The 16,764-nt window shown below is 73.0% G+C and carries 10 protein-coding genes and 1 pseudogene; 7 read left to right on the forward strand and 4 right to left on the reverse strand.

Annotation, left to right across the window (positions count from 1 at the left end; all coding sequences use genetic code 11):
• Window positions 1-74: 74 nt before the first annotated feature.
• On the reverse strand, window positions 75-1,127 hold the full coding sequence (locus tag ACIQWR_RS09280) for a LacI family DNA-binding transcriptional regulator (RefSeq protein WP_404006112.1): 1,053 nt from the start codon (window positions 1,125-1,127) through the stop codon (window positions 75-77).
• A 443-nt stretch (window positions 1,128-1,570) separates the two neighbouring features.
• Here ACIQWR_RS09280 and ACIQWR_RS09285 point away from each other — a divergent pair, with 443 nt between their 5' ends.
• The 5 genes from ACIQWR_RS09285 to ACIQWR_RS09305 all read left to right on the forward strand — a co-directional run bounded on the left by ACIQWR_RS09285 (window position 1,571) and on the right by ACIQWR_RS09305 (window position 9,149).
• Entirely contained in the window at window positions 1,571-2,929 is a 1,359-nt protein-coding gene (locus ACIQWR_RS09285; RefSeq protein ID WP_404006114.1) for an ABC transporter substrate-binding protein, read from the forward strand.
• 143 nt (window positions 2,930-3,072) lie between these two features.
• Window positions 3,073-4,092: a carbohydrate ABC transporter permease gene (locus ACIQWR_RS09290; protein WP_404006116.1), complete on the forward strand. Its 1,020-nt coding sequence runs from the start codon at window positions 3,073-3,075 to the stop codon at window positions 4,090-4,092.
• 4 nt (window positions 4,093-4,096) lie between these two features.
• A complete protein-coding gene (locus ACIQWR_RS09295) occupies window positions 4,097-4,990 on the forward strand; it encodes a carbohydrate ABC transporter permease (protein WP_404006118.1) in 894 nt (297 codons plus the stop codon).
• Between the two features lie 49 nt (window positions 4,991-5,039).
• Entirely contained in the window at window positions 5,040-6,482 is a 1,443-nt protein-coding gene (locus ACIQWR_RS09300) for a GH1 family beta-glucosidase (RefSeq protein ID WP_404006120.1), read from the forward strand.
• A gap of 171 nt (window positions 6,483-6,653) precedes the next feature.
• Complete coding sequence (locus ACIQWR_RS09305) at window positions 6,654-9,149, forward strand: glycoside hydrolase family 9 protein (protein WP_404006122.1); 2,496 nt, start codon at window positions 6,654-6,656, stop codon at window positions 9,147-9,149.
• A 35-nt stretch (window positions 9,150-9,184) separates the two neighbouring features.
• Here the strand turns inward: ACIQWR_RS09305 and ACIQWR_RS09310 are convergent.
• The 3 genes and pseudogenes from ACIQWR_RS09310 to ACIQWR_RS09320 form a co-directional block, all read right to left on the reverse strand.
• Window positions 9,185-9,989, reverse strand: a pseudogene (locus ACIQWR_RS09310) (phosphatase PAP2 family protein).
• 129 nt (window positions 9,990-10,118) lie between these two features.
• Window positions 10,119-11,066 (reverse strand): YihY/virulence factor BrkB family protein, encoded by a 948-nt coding sequence (locus ACIQWR_RS09315; protein ID WP_404006123.1) that lies wholly within the window; start codon window positions 11,064-11,066, stop codon window positions 10,119-10,121.
• 70 nt (window positions 11,067-11,136) lie between these two features.
• A complete protein-coding gene (locus ACIQWR_RS09320) occupies window positions 11,137-12,897 on the reverse strand; it encodes a diacylglycerol kinase family protein (RefSeq protein WP_404006422.1) in 1,761 nt (586 codons plus the stop codon).
• Window positions 12,898-13,283: 386 nt separating this feature from the next.
• On the opposite strand from ACIQWR_RS09320, the gene ACIQWR_RS09325 reads away from it, so the two are divergent.
• Window positions 13,284-14,735: an acetyl-CoA carboxylase biotin carboxylase subunit family protein gene (locus ACIQWR_RS09325; RefSeq protein WP_404006125.1), complete on the forward strand. Its 1,452-nt coding sequence runs from the start codon at window positions 13,284-13,286 to the stop codon at window positions 14,733-14,735.
• Window positions 14,732-16,744 (forward strand): PEP/pyruvate-binding domain-containing protein, encoded by a 2,013-nt coding sequence (locus ACIQWR_RS09330; protein WP_404006127.1) that lies wholly within the window; start codon window positions 14,732-14,734, stop codon window positions 16,742-16,744. Before ACIQWR_RS09325 ends, ACIQWR_RS09330 begins: the two co-directional genes overlap by 4 nt.
• Window positions 16,745-16,764 lie beyond the last annotated feature (20 nt).

Consider the following 16,764-nt stretch of genomic DNA (forward strand, 5'->3'; position numbering starts at 1 on the left):
GGCTTCGGGACGCCCCTCCGGACCGCTCGTCCGGTGGGCGGCCGCCCTCCTGGGGAGCCCGCGTACCGGACCGCTCAGGAGGAAGCCCGCACGACCAGTTCCGTGGGGAGCACCCGGGACGGCCCCTCGCCCCTCCCCCGTCCCGGGGCGCCCTGGTCCCGGGACCCTTCCGTGATCTTGTCGAGCAACAGCCGGGTCATCGTGCGTCCCATCTCCTCGATCGGCTGGCGCACGCTCGTCAGCGGCGGATCCATCAGCCGGGCCACCATCGAATCGTCCACGCCGACCAGGGCGACGTCCTCGGGGACCTCCCGCCCGGCCTCGCGCAGCACCCCGCGCGCGCCGGCCGCCATCACGTCGGAGGCGGCGAAGACCGCGTCCAGGCCGGGGCTGCGCTCCAGGAGCTCGCGCATCGCCCGCCGGCCGCCCTCCTCGGTGAAGTCCCCGACCGCCACGAGGGACTCGTCGGGTGCGATCCCGGCCTCGGCGAGCCCCGCGCGGTAGCCGCCGAGGCGCGCGCGGGCCACGTACATGTCGAGGGGGCCGCTGATGGTCGCGATCCGACTGCGGCCCCGGCCCACGAGGTGGGCGACGGCCGCGCGTCCCGCACCGATGTTGTCGGAGTCCACGTAGTCGACCGGCTCGGCCTCGGAACGCCGTCCGTTCATGACCACCGGCAGCCCGAGCTTCGCGATCCGGTCGGGCAGCGGGTCGTCACCGTGGACGGACGCCAACAGCACGCCGTCGACGCGCTGGGCGGCCGAGTAGTGTTCGAACCGCTGGCGCTCGGCCTCGGTCCGGACCAGGGTGAGCAGCAGTTGCTTGTCGGATTCGGCCAGTTCGGCGCTGACCCCGCGGATCAGGTCGAGGAAGTACGGCTCCGCGAAGAGCCTGGCCTCGGTCTCCGGAATCACCAGGGCGACCGCGTCCGTCCGGCTGCCGGCCAGCGCCCTGGCCGCCTGGTTGGGTACGTACCCCAGCTCGGCGATGGCGCGGGCGACGGCCTGCCTGGCCTGCTCGCTCACCCGGGGCGAGCCGTTGATGACCCGGGAGACCGTGCCCCGGCCGACGCCGGCCAGGGCCGCGACCTCTTCCAGGGTGGGCCTGTCGTTCTGCCGTCCGCTCACGATTTCCGAACTCCCCTCGTGTGTCGTCGCCCCCCGCGCGGGGCCCCGGCCCGGCCGGCTGAGCAGGTGAAACGGGTACACCGGGCACGATGATGGACCCCGCCCGTCGCTGCGGCACACGCTACGCCGACACAGCATATGGGAGCGCTCCCACACTAACCTCGATTCCCTCGCCGCGCCACGATCACGTCCACGACACGACGGGCCGTTCCGGGATGCGGGGCCGCACGCGTGCCAGCAACTCCGCGGTAATGAATCCGCGTTCACCTCTTGACACCCGCCCCTGCGAGGCAGCAACCTTCCGGCACGACGTGGGAGCGCTCCCATTCGAGGGGGCGACAACGGCCTTCACATCGGTCCGGGCGGGCACCTCGCCGAGCCGCGAACAACCCCGCCGGACCCCCCGGCGCACAACGAGCACCACCTGGGACGAGGAGAGTTCAATGCGCACTTCCAGCAGCAGACGCGGACGCCGCACCACGATCAAGGCGATCTCCGTAGCCGTCGCCGTCGCGGCCGGTGCGGCCCTGCTCACCGGTTGCGGCGACGACGGCGCCGGAGACGGGGGCACGGCGGACAAGGCGGGCAAGGAGCAGATCACGCTGCGGATCGGGACCTTCGGCTCCTTCGGCTACGACAACACCACCGGGGCCAAGCTCTACGCCGAGTACGAGAAGGCACACCCGAACATCAAGATCGAGGAATCGAACGTCGCGGACGGTCAGAAGTACTGGGACACGCTCAAGCTGCGCCTCTCCCGCAACAGCGGCCTCGCGGACATCCAGGCTCTGGAGGTCGGCTACATCGCGGAGGCGACCGGGTCGGCGATGGCCGACAAGTGGACCGACCTGCGCAGCACGGGCGGCGCCGACCTCGGCGCGTTCCTGGACTGGAAGGTCAAGCAGGCCACGACGGCTGACGGCAAGGTCATCGGGCTCGGCACGGACATCGGCCCCATGGCCATCTGCTACAACAAGGACCTCTTCGCCAAGGCCGGGCTGCCGACCGAGCGCACCGAGGTCGCCGAGCTCTGGGCCGGCGACTGGGCGAAGTTCATCCAGACCGGCGAGACCTACAAGAAGAACGCCCCGGCCGGAACCGCGTTCCACGACTCCGCGAGCGGCCTGTTCAACGCCGTGGTCGCCAGCGAACCCGTGCAGTACGCCAACACCAAGGGCGAGCTCGACTACGCGAACAGCCCGGGCGTGAAGAAGGCGTGGGACACCGCCGTGACGGCCGCCCAGGGCGGTCTGACGGCGAAGTTGCGCCAGTTCGACGAGAAGGGCACCTGGAACGCGGCCTTCAAGAACGCGAAGTTCGCCACCGTCGCCTGCCCGAGCTGGATGACGGGCATCATCAAGGAGCAGGCGGGCCCCGAGAACCAGGGGAAGTGGGACATCGCCGCACCGCCCGTCGCCGGGAACTGGGGCGGTTCCTTCCTCGCCGTGCCGAAGTCCGGCAAGCACGCCAAGGAGGCGGCCGAGTTGGCGGCCTGGCTGACCGCGCCGGCGCAGCACGCCAAGGTCTTCGGCGTGAACGGCAACATTCCCTCCTCCAAGGACACCCTCGGCTCGCCGGCGGTCCAGGACGCCAAGCTGCCGTACTTCGGTGACACCCCGGTCGGCAAGATCTACTCGCAGGCCGCGGCCGGCATCACGCCCGCCCCGATCAGCCGCTGGGACGGCCAGGTGAAGACCTTCCTCACCGACAACGGCATCCTCGACATCGAGCAGCGCGGCACCGACCCGGCGAAGGCCTGGGACAACGTCAAGAAGCTGGTCGACGACAAGATCGACAAGTAGCGGGGCCCTCGACGGCCCGTCGCCACCCGCCGCCTCCCCTCGGGTGGCCACGGGTCGCCGCCTTCGCACCACCGCGGGTGGCCACGGGCCGTCGCTTTCGCACCACCGCACCACCGCACTCATCGACCTGGAAGGACGCCCTCGTGGCCACCTCCGTACGGGCGACCAGCGGCGGCTCGCCGCCGCCCGCCGCACAGCCCCCGGGCCCCAGCGCCGGCTCCCGCGAGCAGCGGCCCTCCGGCGCGAGCGGACTGCGCAGTGCGCTCTACCGCTTCGATCTGAAGGCGGTGCCCTACGTCTTCGTCGCCCCCTTCTTCCTCGCCTTCGCCGCCTTCGGGCTCTTCCCCCTGATCTACACGGGCTGGCTCTCGCTCCACCGGGTCGAGCTCGGCGGCACCGCCCAGTGGAGGGGCCTGGACAACTACCGGGCGCTGGCCACGAGCGAGTTCTTCTGGAACGCCCTCGCCAACACCTTCACCATCGGTGTGATCTCCACCGTTCCCCAACTCCTCGTGGCCCTGGGTCTGGCCCACCTGCTCAACTACCGGCTCCGCGGACGGGGCTTCTTCCGCGTCGCGGTCCTCGCCCCCTACGCCACCTCGATCGCGGCGGCGACGCTCGTCTTCGCCCAGCTGTTCAACACCGACTACGGCCTGATCAACACGGTGCTGGGCTGGGTCGGCTTCGACCCGGTCGCCTGGGAGTCCTCCAAGTGGCCGGCCCAGATCGCCATTTCGGCCATCGTGACGTGGCGTTGGACGGGCTACAACGCGCTCATCTACCTGGCGGCGATGCAGGCCGTACCGCAGGACCTCTACGAGGCCGCGGCGCTGGACGGGGCGTCCCGCTGGCGTCAGTTCGTCAGCGTGACCATCCCGTCCATCCGGCCGACGATCGTGTTCACCGTGATCGTGTCCACCATCGGCGCCACCCAGCTCTTCGGCGAACCGATGCTCTTCGGCGGCAGCATCGGCATCAGCGGAGGCAGCGGGAACCAGTTCCAGACGCTGAGCCTGCTCATGTACGAGAAGGGGTGGGTCACCGGCGCACTGGGCCAGGCATCCGCCATCGCCTGGGTCATGCTGCTGCTCCTCCTGCTCATCGGCGGCGTCCAGGCGCTGGTTTCCCGCTCGCACCACAAGCGCAGGAAGGCGGGGAGCTGAACTCATGGCCCACGCATCCGACACGACCATCACCAAGGCACCGCGCACGCGGCGCGTGCGCCGGGGGGCGGGGCGTCAGCACCACGCGGGACCGCTGACGTACGTCCTGCTGGGCCTGGCCGCGCTGGTCTCGCTCTTCCCGCTGTACTGGAACCTGGTCGCCGCCTCCCACTCCGGCGAGCGCGTGGTCGAAGCCCCGGCGCCGCTCCTGCCCGGCCCCCGGCTCTTCGACAACCTCGCCTTCGCCTGGAACCAGGTCGACATGGGCGGGGCCCTGATCAACACGACGGTCGTGGCCGGGCTCGTGGCCCTGTCCACCGTCCTGTTCTCCACCCTGGCCGGCTTCGCCTTCGCCAAACTGCCCTTCCGCGGCCGCAGCGCCCTGCTGACGCTGGTGGTGGCGACCATGACGATCCCGCCCCAGCTCAGCGTGATCCCGCTCTACCAGATCATCACCGACCTCGGCTGGGTCGACCAGCTCCAGTCGGTCGTCCTGCCCTCGCTCGTCGCCGCCTTCGGCGTCTTCTTCATGCGCCAGTACCTCATCGAGGCCCTGCCCGTCGAGCTGGTGGAGGCGGCCCGGATGGACGGCGCGCACAGCCTGCGCATCATCTGGCACGTGGTCTTCCCGGTGGCCCGGCCCGCGATGGCCGTCCTGGGCATGCTCGTCTTCGTCCAGTCCTGGAACGACTTCTTCTGGCCCTTCATCGCCCTGACCCCCGACGGCAACCCGACCCTCCAGGTCGCGCTGGCCGGCCTCGGCGCCGGTAACCACACCGTCGACCAGGCCGTCGTACTGACCGGCGCGCTCATCTCCACCGTGCCGCTGCTCCTGGTCTTCGCCCTGCTCGGCAAGCACATCGTGGGCGGCATCACGGCCGGCGCCGTCAAGAACTGACCTGCCCGCACCACACCCTCACCCGCACTCGCGTTGGGAGCGCCCTCCTATGACCGCGTCCGAAACCCGGCCCCTCACCGCCGCCCGCACCTTCCCGCCCGGCTTCCTCTGGGGCACGGCCACCGCCGCCTACCAGATCGAGGGCGCCGCCCGCGAGGACGGCCGTACCCCGTCCATCTGGGACACCTTCTCCCACACCCCGGGCAGGGTCTTCGAGGGCCACACCGGTGACGTGGCCGTCGACCACTACCACCGCTTCCGCGACGACGTCCGGATGATGTCCGAACTCGGCCTGGGCTCCTACCGGTTCTCCGTCTCCTGGTCCCGGGTCCAACCGACCGGCCGGGGCCCCGCCGACCAGCGGGGCCTGGACTTCTACCGCCGGCTCGTCGACGAGCTGCTCGCCGCCGGCATCACACCCGCCCTCACCCTCTACCACTGGGACCTGCCCCAGGAACTGGAGGACGCCGGCGGCTGGCCGGCACGCGCGACCGCCGAACGGTTCGCCGCCTACGCGGGGCACGTCGCGGACGCCCTCGGCGACCGGGTGAAGCACTGGATCACCCTCAACGAGCCCTGGTGCAGCGCCTTCCTCGGCTACGGCTCCGGCGTCCACGCCCCCGGGCGCACCGACCCGGTCGCCGCACTGCGCGCGGCCCACCACCTCAACCTCGGCCACGGCCTCGCGGCGCGGGCCCTGCGGGCCGCCCTCCCCGGGGACGCCCAGCTCGCGGTCTCCCTCAACCTCCACGAGATCCGCCCCCTGACCCCCTCCACCGAGGACCGGGACGCGGCCCGCCGCATCGACGCCGTCGGCAACCGGATCTGGCTCGGCCCCATGCTGGAGGGCGCCTACCCGGACGACCTCCTCGCCGACACCGCCCACCTGACCGACTGGGCCTTCGTCCAGGCCGGCGACACCGCCACGATCCACCAGCCCCTGGACCTGCTCGCCGTCAACTACTACACCCCGACGGTCGTTTCGCACGTCGCGCCGGGCCACCGCGGGCCACAGGACGACGGCCACGGGAACAGCGAACACTCGCCCTGGCCGGGTGCGGACGAGGTGGCCTTCCACCGGGCGCCGGGCGAGCGTACGGCGATGGGCTGGCCGGTCGACGCGAGCGCGCTGTACGACCTGCTGACCCGGACCGCCACCCGCTACCCCGGCCTGCCCCTCGTCGTCAGCGAGAACGGGGCGGCGTACGAGGACGAGGTCGGCCCCGACGGCACGGTCCACGACCCCGAGCGCGCCGCCTACGTCCACGCCCACCTCGACGCCGTACATCGCGCGCTGTCCGCCGGGGCGGACGTACGCGGCTACTTCCTCTGGTCGCTGCTCGACAACTTCGAGTGGGCCTACGGCTATGCGAAGCGGTTCGGCGCCGTCCACGTCGATTACGACACCCTTGAGCGCACCCCCAAATCGAGCGCGCACTGGTACGCGACCGTGGCGCGGACCGGCGAACTGCGCGCCCCTGGCGACGCATAGGGCCTGCGGGCACCCGGGGCGCGCCGTCGGCGCCCTCTCGGCACCGGCACCCCGACGACCTCTTGACGTGACCGCTTCAACCCGGGCTTCATGTGAGGAGTGGGAGCGCTCCCAATCCTCCGCCCCCACCTCCCGCCCGCTCCCCCCACACACAAGGAAGGCCTCCCGACCGTGCCTCCTTCCCTCTCCGCCCGCGGCGCGCCGCGCCGCGCGGCCGCCGCTCTCGCCGGACTCGCCCTGGCGGCGAGCGCCCTGACCGCCACCGCGTTCACGACGCCGTCCGCTCTCGCTGCGGACACGACCGCCGCGACCGCCCTCGCGGCGCCCGCCGCCACGACCGTCCGGGTCAATCAGCTCGGCTATCTGCCCGACGGCCCCAAGCGGGCCACCGTGGTCAGCTCCGCCACCTCGCCGTCGACCTGGCAGTTGCGCGACACCTCCGGGGCAGTGGTCGCCTCGGGCAGCACCTCGGTGCGGGGCGCGGACCAGGCCTCCGGCGAGTCGACGCACCTGGTGGACTTCGGCGCGTACACCGGTACCGGCACCGGATTCACCCTGGTCGTGGGCGGCCGGGCCAGCCACCCGTTCGACATCTCGGCGTCGCTGTACGACGGACTGCGCGCCGACAGCATGTCGTTCTTCTATCAGCAGCGCAGCGGCATAGCGATCGACCCCGCCCTCGCGGGCAGCGCCTACGCCCGCCCGGCCGGGCACCTCGGCGTGGCACCCAACAAGGGCGACACCAGCGTCCCCTGCCAGGCGGGGGTGTGCGACTACCGGCTGGACGTCCGCGGCGGCTGGTACGACGCCGGAGACCAGGGCAAGTACGTGGTCAACGGCGGCATAGCCGTCTGGGAAGTCGTCAATTCCTTCGAGCGGGCCACCCGCTCGGGCGGAGAGGCGGCGCTCGGCGACGCGACGCTGCGCGTACCGGAGCGCGGGAACGGGACGCCGGACGTTCTGGACGAGGCCCGCTGGGAGCTGGAGTTCCTGCTGCGGATGCAGGTCCCGACGGGCCGGCCGATGGCCGGGATGGCTTTCCACAAGATGCACGACGCCCAGTGGACCGGACTGCCGACCCGCCCCGAACTCGACGACGCACAGCGCGAGTTGCATCCCCCGTCGACGGCAGCGACGCTCAATCTGGCAGCCGTGGCCGCGCAGTGCGCCCGGGTGTACGCGCCGTACGACAACACCTTCGCCGCGCGCTGCCTGGACACGGCCCGTCGCGCCTGGGCCGTCGCGAAGGCCAACCCGAACGTGCTCGCCCCGGCGACCGACAACACCGGCGGCGGGGCGTACGAGGACGCCGACGTCACCGACGAGTTCTACTGGGCGGCGGCCGAACTGCTGGCCACCACGGGTGAGTCGCAGTACCGCGACGCCGTCACCGCCTCTCCGCTGCACGCCAGGCCGGCCGACGGGTTCTGGTGGGGGGGCACCGCGACGCTCGGCCGGATCACCCTCGCCACCGTCCCGGGCGTGGCCCTGCCCGCCGACGACCTGGCCAGGGTGCGCGGTCTGCTGACCGCGGCCGCCGACACCCACCTGTCCACCATGTCCGGCCAGGGCTACGCGGTGCCGATCTCCCCCACCGCCTACGCGTGGGGCTCCAACAGCTCCGTCACCAACGCCGCTATGGTGCTGGCCGTCGCGTACGAACTGACCGGCCAACAGCGTTATCGAGCGGGCGCGTTGGAATCGATGGACTACCTGCTCGGGCGCAACGCGCTCGACCTGTCCTACGTCACCGGCTATGGCGAGCGTGCCTCCGAGAACCAGCACCACCGCTTCTGGGCGCACCAGAACGACGCCTCGCTGCCGCACCCGCCGGCCGGTTCCTTCGCCGGCGGACCGAACGCCGGACTGGAGGACCCGGTGGCCAAGGAAAAGCTCGCGGGCTGCGCGCCGGCGGCGTGCTACGTGGACGACATCGGCTCGTACTCCACCAACGAGGTGGCGATCAACTGGAACGCCTCGCTGGCGTGGCTGGCCGCCTTCGCCGCGGAGCGGCGCGGCGCTCCGGCGGTGCCCGCGGTGCAGGTGACACCGGCGGCGGTGGCCGTCACGGAGGGCGGCACGGCCACGGTGGGGGTCCGGCTCTCGATCGCGCCGGCGCAGAACGTCACCGTGACGGTTGCCCGGAGCTCCGGTGACCAGGACCTGGCCGTGACGGCGGGGACGACCCTGGTGTTCACTCCGGCCGACTGGGCTACCGCGCAGCGGGTTTCGGTGTCCGCCGCCCAGGACGCCGACGCGGTACCGGGCAGCGCGATGTTCACGGTCGGCGGGTCGGGGGTGCGCGCGGCGACCTTCCAGGCGACCGAGGTGGACGACGACACGGCGCCGGCGGCTTCCTGCGCGGTGACGTACCGGATCGACAACTCCTGGGCCGACGGGTTCACGGCGACGGTGACCGTGCAGAACACCGGGACGTCGGCGATCCCCGCCTGGACCCTCGGGTTCGCCTTCGCCGGCGATCAACGGATCGGCACCGCGTGGAACGCCACGGTGACCCAGGCGGGCAGCGCAGTGACCGCCCGGGACGCGGGCTGGAACGGCTCACTGGCCCCCGGCGCCGGCGCGAGCTTCGGGTTCCAGGCGACGTACTCGGGTCCGAACGCGGTACCGACGCGGTTCACCTTGAACGGAGCCGCCTGCTCCTGAGCCGGCGGGCGGGAAGCCGGTGGGGCCGAGGCGGGTCAGTGGTCGTGGCGGTCAGGGGGGTGGTGGGTGGTGACGTCCACGGGGGGTTCGGGTTCGGGTTCGGGGGAGGTGAGTTCCGGCTCCAGGCCGTCGGCCGGCGCGGTGGGCGGTAGGCCGCTCTCGGTCCGCCAGGCCTGGAAGGCGAGCGCGGTGGCGGTGACCACGACCAGTCCCAGCAGCACGCCCCCGACCACGTCGCTCACCCAGCACGCCCAGCGCGACCCGGGTGTATCCCACGCCGACCACGGAGGTCACCGCCAGGACCCACGCCAGGGGACGCCGGGCCCGGGGCACCATCGGGAGCAGGACCAGCAGCAGGACGGCGCAGGACGTGGTCGCCGTCATGGCGTGGCCGGAGGGGAAGGAGTAGCCGGGCGCGTGTGAGACGGGATCGGGCAACCGCGGCCGGGCCCGCTCCACCGCGTTCTTGACCAGCAGGCCGATCTGGCTGCCGGACAGGGCGGTGACGGCCGCCCACGCGGCCAGCCGCCGGGCGCGCCGGACCAGCAGCCACACCACCAGCGCGGCCACCAGCAGCCGCATCGTCACCGGGTCCCACAGGACACCCGTGAGGAATTCCAGCACGCGCACCCACGCCGGGTGGGCGAGGGCGCTCTCGTGCAGCCGCTGCGCCGCTCCCCGGTCGAGCCGGTGGAGCGGGGGCCACCCGGACTCCACGAGTACGAGCGCCAGCGCGAAGGGCACGGCCGTCACCGCGGCGGCGGCCGAGGCCAGGAGCAGCCGCGTCCCGTAGGTCGCGTCGGGACCGCAATGGCGGGCGAGGAAGGCCCGCAGGGGCAGGACGAGCCGGGCGAGCCGCCCGGGCCGCCGGGTGGTGCGCTGTGCCATGGTGGCGGCGCCTCCGTTCGGGTCGGAAGGGGCGGGGGCGGTACGGGCCCGTCGAGCGGGAGCGGGGCCGGGCCGGGCCGGTCAGACGCCCGGGTCCGGCGCGATCGGATCCTCGACCCCGGCGCGCACCGCCTCCAGTTGGGCCGCGAACGACAGCCCGAGGAAGAGGGCCATCGAGGTGAGGTAGGACCACAGGAGCAGGGACATGACCGCGCTGAGCGGCCCGTACACGCTGTTGAAGGAGCCGCTCGCGCCGACGTACAGGCTCAGCCCCCACGTGGCGGTGAGCCAGAGCACCAGGTGGACCACCGCGCCGAAGGCCAACCAGGTGTAGCCGGGTTGGGCGCGGCGCGGGGAGAGCCGGAAGATCGCGCTCGTCGCCAGGACCGCCAGCAGGATCCCGACGGGCCAGCGCAGTATCTCCCAGGCGCGGGTGGTGTCCGGGCCGAGCCGGTAGACCTCGGCCACCGCCCGCGTGAGGTCGTGGCCGAGGACGGTGAGGATGAAGCTGAGCCCGAGCGGGAAGCCGGCCAGGGCGGCCATGAGCAGACCGCGCGTGTACTTGCGCAGGAACGGCCGGTCCCGCTCGTTGCCGTAGATGCGGTTCGCCCCGCGCTCGACCTGGCAGAGCCCGGTGGTGACGTTGACCAGGGCGAACAGCAGACCGAGCCAGAGGGCCGCCTGGCCGCCCCCCGAGCGCCGGCTCCCGCCCAGCGCGTCCTCGACGAGGTCCTGGCTGGGCCCGCTCGTGGTCTGCCGGATCGTCAGCTCGACGACTCGGCCCACCTCCTCGGTGTGCAGGACGCCGGACAGGCCGACGGCCGCGATGGCCAGCGGGACGAGGGTCAGGACGGTCTGCAGTGCGAGCGCGCGGGAGTGGCTGAAGCCGTCGGCGTAGCGGAAGCGCAGGAAGGAGTCGCGCGCGAGGCTCCAGCCGCCGTAGCGGCGCAGGGCGGCCCAGGCCTCGTCGGCGGACAGCTCCTCGCCCTCCACGTCGCGTCGCTGCGGAACCCGTGTCGCGGTGCCCATCGTCTCCCTGCCTGCCTCTCTACCGTCGTCTGTCCACATCGCATGGAACGAGCCCTCCCGGTAAGGGCGTTCAGTGGTGCGGGGTCGGTGCCGCGGCCGGAAGCGCCGCGGCGGGCGGTGCCTCGGCTCCGGTGCCGGGCAGCGCCCGCGGCAGCCGTACGCGCAGGGCGCCGCGGTCGATCTCGACGGTGAGGCGGACTCCGGGGGCGACGGCGTCCCCGTCCATCTCCCGGGGTTGCGGGGCGGTGCAACGGATCTCGACCCGGGTGGCGCTGAAGTACTCCAGCGCTCCCCCGGCGACGTCCCCCGCCCCCGCTCCGGGCCGGCGCGAGGCGGGTGCGCGCAGGGTCCGCCGGGTGAGGTGCGCGGCGGCGGCCAGCCAGCCCGCGGGCCCGCCGGGTGCGAACAGGACCACGTCGAGGCGGCCGTCGTCCGCCCGGGCCTCCGGCAGCAGCGGCAGGCCTCCCTGGAGCATGCCGACGTTGCCGATCACCACCATCCGGGCCCGGCGCCGCAGGGGGCGCCCGCCGTCGAGCCGGATCGTCAGCCGGATGCCGGGGTCGCCGAGGTGGCGCAGGGCGGACACGACGTACGCGGCCCAGCCCAGCCGGGACTTCAGGCGCGGCGACGCGTCCTGGACCATGGCCGCGTCGAAGCCGACGCCGGCCATCACCACGAACCGGGCCGGCTCGATGCCGTCGCCCCGCATCCGGCCCACGTCGATGCCGTGGCACCCGCCCGACAGGGCCTCCTCCAGGGCGGTCACCGGATCCGGTGCGAGCCCCAGGTTCCGGGCGAGGAGGTTGCCCGTACCGCACGGCACGACCACCAGCTCGATGCCGGTGCCCGCCAGCAGTTCGGCGCAGGCGCGGACCGTGCCGTCGCCGCCGCAGACCACGACGAGCGCGACCGCGGCGGCGTCGAGTTCCGCGGCGAGTTCACCGCACGGGAGGTCCTCACCGGTCAGGATCCACTGCTGCGCGGCGTGACCGTGCCGGGTCAGCACGGCCCCGACGCGCTCGGCCAGTGCGTCGTCGCACCCGTGCGGATGCCGCACGACGACGGTACGTCCGACCCCTGACGAAGCCGGAGGGTTCGGGGAGGAGCGCACGGACTCGCCCGCGGCCGGTGTGGTGGGTGCGGCTTCGGAGGGGGCCCCTCCGCGCTCCGGGGCCCGGCGGCGGCCGCTCAGCAGGACGGTCCCGATCACGGCCAGCGTCACCGCGCCGTTGAGCAGGCCGCCCAGCACGTCGGAGGGGTGGTGCATCCCCCGGTACAACCGCGAGGTCGCCACCGCGAGCGGCACCAACAGCAGGAGCGCGGCCACGGGCCGGCGCCAGGCGCCGCGCGTCCCCACCCGGGTGAGCACGGCGAGGCCCCCGTACAGGGCCACGGCCGCGCCCACGTGCCCCGAGGGAAAGCTGGAGGTGGGCGGTGCCAGGTCCAGGTGGGGGACGTCGGGGCGCGGCCGTTCCACGACCAGGGTCACGAGGAGGAACATCGCCGACTGGACGGCGACGGCCGCGGCGAGGAACCCCGCCTCGGCCCACCGCGGCGCCGGCGGCGTCAGCAGCAGGGCCAACACGCAGGCCAGCGTGAGGCCGGTGATCACCTGGGTGTTCGCCAACAGTGACAGCCACTGGGTGAAGCCGTCGAGGACCGGCTCTCGATGAGCGGCCAGGGTCCGGTTGACCCCGTCCTCCGCCGACAGCGGCCAGTAGCCGGCGAGCGAGCCGGTCACCGACCGTCCGACGACCATCAGCAGCGCCAGGTGCACCGGCAGCACCAGCGCGAACCGGGCACGTCTCAGGGCGCGGGCCGGGGGAGACATCGACACGGGGGTTCCCTTCACTTGCCTGGCCATTGCCCCCCGCCTGCCCCCGAACGCCGCCCGGATGCGCCCCGCCGACGCCCGTCCGCCGGCGGGAGGGCCCCTTCCGTCCTCCTGCCGGGGTGGCGCCGTCCGCACCGCTCGTCCGGCGCGGACGGGTGGTCCGTACGGGCCCCGCGGGGTGGCCGAAATACCCCCGTAGCTGGGCCACTTGAGGTGCGCCGGTGTTTGGCGATCACCTAATCGAGTAGGCCTACACCCGTCCGTCGACCCCTGATCCGTCGCGCTCGCGCCGCCCCTGGTCCTCGCGCGGAGACACCGCGCGGGGATCGTCCGCCGACGACGCCGTCGCACCGAGCGGCGTCCCCTTCGACCCCAGGAGCACCATGACCCCGATCCTCTTCGTCTACGCCAAGGGCGGCCCTCCCCTGGAGTACGCGGTCCCGAAGATCGCCGCCCACGCCGAGGTGCACGTCCTGGCGCTCGCGCCGCTGCCCCGGGTCACCGAGTCGGTGTGGCGGCCCGGGTGCGCGTCGGTCACCACCGCGCCGCCCGGCGAGGGGGTGGAACTGGTCGAACTGATCTGTTCCCACGCCCGCCGCGTCGGCGCCGAGGCGGTGCTGACCCTGTCGGAGTACGCGGTGGTCGCCGTCGCCCACGCGTGCCTGCGGCTCGGCCTGCGCGGCGCCGGGGAGCGGGTCGCCGGGGCGCGCGACAAACGGCTGATGCGCCGGATCTGGCGTGACGCCGGGGTGCCCGTACCGGGTTTCGCGGAGGTCCACGGACCGCAGGACATCACGACGGCCTTCGACTCCCTCAGGCCTCCGCTGCTGCTCAAGGCCGCGTGGAGCGCGGGGTCCACGGCCCACCTCACCGTGTGGAACGAGCAGCAGGCCGAAGAGGCCTGGAAGACCGGACGCTCCGTCATGGAGGCCTCGTCCGCGCAGGGTTACGCGGAGCTGCACGCCGCTGACGAGGGCGTCAGCGATTTCCTGTTGGAGGAGATCGTGACCGGGGAGGCCGCAGACTGGTTCGACGCGGCCGGTTGGGGCGACTACGTCAGCGTGGAGGGGATCGTCGCCGACGGCCGCTACCACCCGTTGTGCGTCACCGGGCGCCTGCCGACCGTCGCGCCCTTCACGGAGCGGGCGAGCCTGGCCCCGGCCGCCCTCCCGGTCGCGGCGCAGCGCCGGATCGAGGAGGTGTCGCGCGCCGCCGTCGACGCGCTCGGACTGGACACCTGCGCCACCCACACCGAGATCAAGCTCGGCCCGGACGGGGCCGTGTGGCTGATCGAGACCGCGGCCCGCTTCGGCGGGGTGATGACCACCCGGCAGGCTGAGACGGTCTTCGGAGTGGACATGATCGGCATGCTGGTGCGCCAGTTGCTCGGCCGGGAGGTCGACTACCCGGAACGGATGCTGACCGAGGGCGTGGGCGCCGCCGGCTCCCTGGTCGTCCTCGCCGTCGGTCCCGACGGCCGGCCCTGGGCCGAACTCCCGGCCTGGGACTTCGCCGCGGTCGACTGGGCCGCCCTGGTCGCGCCGGGATCCCGGGTGGAGCTGGTGCGCGAACACAGCCTCCCGCCGGGCAGTCCGGTCCCGCCGTACGAGGAGGCGGGCGGGGCCAATTCCATGGCCGCGCTCTGCTTCCTGCGCGCCGCGTCCGGGCCGCAGCTGCTGGCCGACTGCGGCCGCATCCTCGCGGCCCTCCCGAACGCCCTCACCCAGGCGTCCGCGCCCGCCCCGTTCCGCACCCTGTCCGCCGGCGGACCCGCCTCCGCCACCATCCCCTCCCCCACGTCCGCCGACCGCTCGACGCCCGGGAGCCCCGCATGACGCACGCCGACACCGAACCCGACACCACCGCCCCCGCACCGTCCCCCCGGGGCGCCGCCGTGGACACCCTGCTCATGCTGCCCCTCTTCGAGCAACTGGCCGGGGTGCTGGGCGGGCACCCGTACGTGAAGGTGGTCGTGGACCGGGACCGGGGCCTGTGGCACGTCCTCGACAGCGCCGTGCACTCCTTCCACGTCAACTACATAGCCACCGAGATCCAGGGGTTGACCCTCGAACAGCTCGACGCCGAACTCGACCGCTTCAACCACGACGTCTACCAGGACCCCGCGCGCAGGTTCCTGCTCGGCGTCCTGTCGCTGCGCTCCCTGGGCGGTCCGGACCACGACGAGCCCTTCATGGTGCTGGAGACCACCGAGGCCGACACGATGGGCGCGGAGCTGTTGATCGAGTTCCACGCCTTCGTCCGGGCCCACCTCGATCCCGCGCTCGAACTGCTGGTCAAGCCGGCCAACCACGGCCAGGAGAACGCCCTCGCGGCGGTGCCGGAGACCGTGGTGCCCCGCGCCCGGGGGCACGCGCTCCTGGCGACGGCGCCCTTCGTGCCGTTGGCCCTCGCCCGCGCCACCGGCCGGCTCCGCGCGTTCGCCTCGGGCGAGGAGTACCTGGCCGCCCGCGCGGACCTGGCCTGGTACGACATCGTCGCCATGCCGGTGGTCCCCGACGACATCCCGCGGCTCGCCGGTCTGGTCAACGCCCTGCCCACCACCCCGCTGTCGCACACCAACATGCTGGCCGCGGGCTGGGGCATCCCCAACGCCATCGTCCGCGGGGTCCTCGACACGATCGCCGACGAGAAGTGGGACGGTGCCTGGGTCCGTTACGAGGTCACCGCCGACGGGTTCGTCATCGAGCCCGCCGAGGAGCCCTCCGACCTCGCCGAACCGACGTGGCACACCCAGCGGGTGCGCCTGGACGCCCCGCACGTGACGGACGTACCGCTGGTGCCGCTGTCCGCGTTGCGGGCCGTCGACCGCAACCGCTACGGCACCAAGGCGGCCAACCTCGGGGAGCTCCACCACGTCCTGCGCCACGGCTCGTCCCGGCTGACCGGCTACTACTCCGTGCCCCGGCCGCCCCGGGCCGATCTGCTCGGGCACCTGGCCGCCCGGCTGCGGATGCCCGAGGACGGCGATCTCGCCCAGCACGCGAGCGAGTTCCTGACCCGGCACGTCCAGGCGCCGGCGGGCGTCGCCGTGCCCTTCTCCGTCCAGCAGCGCTTCCTGAACTCCTCGCCGGCCGTGCAACAGAGCATCGGCAAGCTGAAGATGGCCCTGGAACTCCACGCGATGGACGCCGTGGACTCGATCTGCGTGCAATTGCAGCACCTGGTGCGCACCCTTCCCGTACCCGAGGACCTGGTGCGGGCCCTGGACGCCCAGGTCGTCGAGCACCTGGCGGGCACGAGCCGTTTCGCCGTGCGGTCCTCCTCCAACGCCGAGGACCTGCCGGGCTTCTCCGCGGCCGGGATCTACGAGTCGCACACCAAGGTCGCCGACCTGCCGGGGCTGTTGGACGCCATCCGGCAGGTGTGGGCCTCGTTGCTGTCCCCGCGCAGCGTGCGGCTGCGCCACCAGGCCGGCATCTCCCTGGACGACACCTACATGGGGGTGATCGTCCAGCGCTACGAGCCGTCCCCGCTCGGCGGCGTCATGGTCACCTGCAATCCGACCAACCGGGCCGACTTCCGCAACGTGTACCTCAACTGCGCGCACGGGTCCACGGCCGATGTCGTCGACGGCCGGACGCTGCCCCTGCAGTACCTGTACAACACGGTCGAGGGCGGCGGCCGCACCACCTCGCTGGGCGCGGCCCCCGAGGACCTCCCGCAGGAGACGCGCGGCCACCTGGCCCGGTTGGCCCTGGCGGGCCGGCTGCTCCAGTCGCACTTCGCCACGGACTACACCTTCGCCGGACCGCTCGACGTCGAGTGGCTGCTCGGGCCGGACGGCGCGCTCCGCATTCTCCAACTCCGGCCCTACAGCGCCTGACCCGTCCACCCCTTCCCGCA

This window comes from Streptomyces sp. NPDC098789 (genome assembly GCF_044759975.1).
Classification (GTDB): Bacteria; Actinomycetota; Actinomycetes; order Streptomycetales; family Streptomycetaceae; genus Streptomyces.

Coding starts and splice junctions, on each gene's coding strand:
- ACIQWR_RS09285 (WP_404006114.1), top strand. CDS start 1,571: ATGCGCACTTCCAGCAGCAGACGCGGACGCCGCACCACGATCAAGGCG.
- ACIQWR_RS09295 (WP_404006118.1), top strand. CDS start 4,097: ATGGCCCACGCATCCGACACGACCATCACCAAGGCACCGCGCACGCGG.
- ACIQWR_RS09300 (WP_404006120.1), top strand. CDS start 5,040: ATGACCGCGTCCGAAACCCGGCCCCTCACCGCCGCCCGCACCTTCCCG.
- ACIQWR_RS09315 (WP_404006123.1), bottom strand. CDS start 11,066: ATGGGCACCGCGACACGGGTTCCGCAGCGACGCGACGTGGAGGGCGAG.
- ACIQWR_RS09320 (WP_404006422.1), bottom strand. CDS start 12,897: ATGTCTCCCCCGGCCCGCGCCCTGAGACGTGCCCGGTTCGCGCTGGTG.
- ACIQWR_RS09325 (WP_404006125.1), top strand. CDS start 13,284: ATGACCCCGATCCTCTTCGTCTACGCCAAGGGCGGCCCTCCCCTGGAG.
- ACIQWR_RS09330 (WP_404006127.1), top strand. CDS start 14,732: ATGACGCACGCCGACACCGAACCCGACACCACCGCCCCCGCACCGTCC.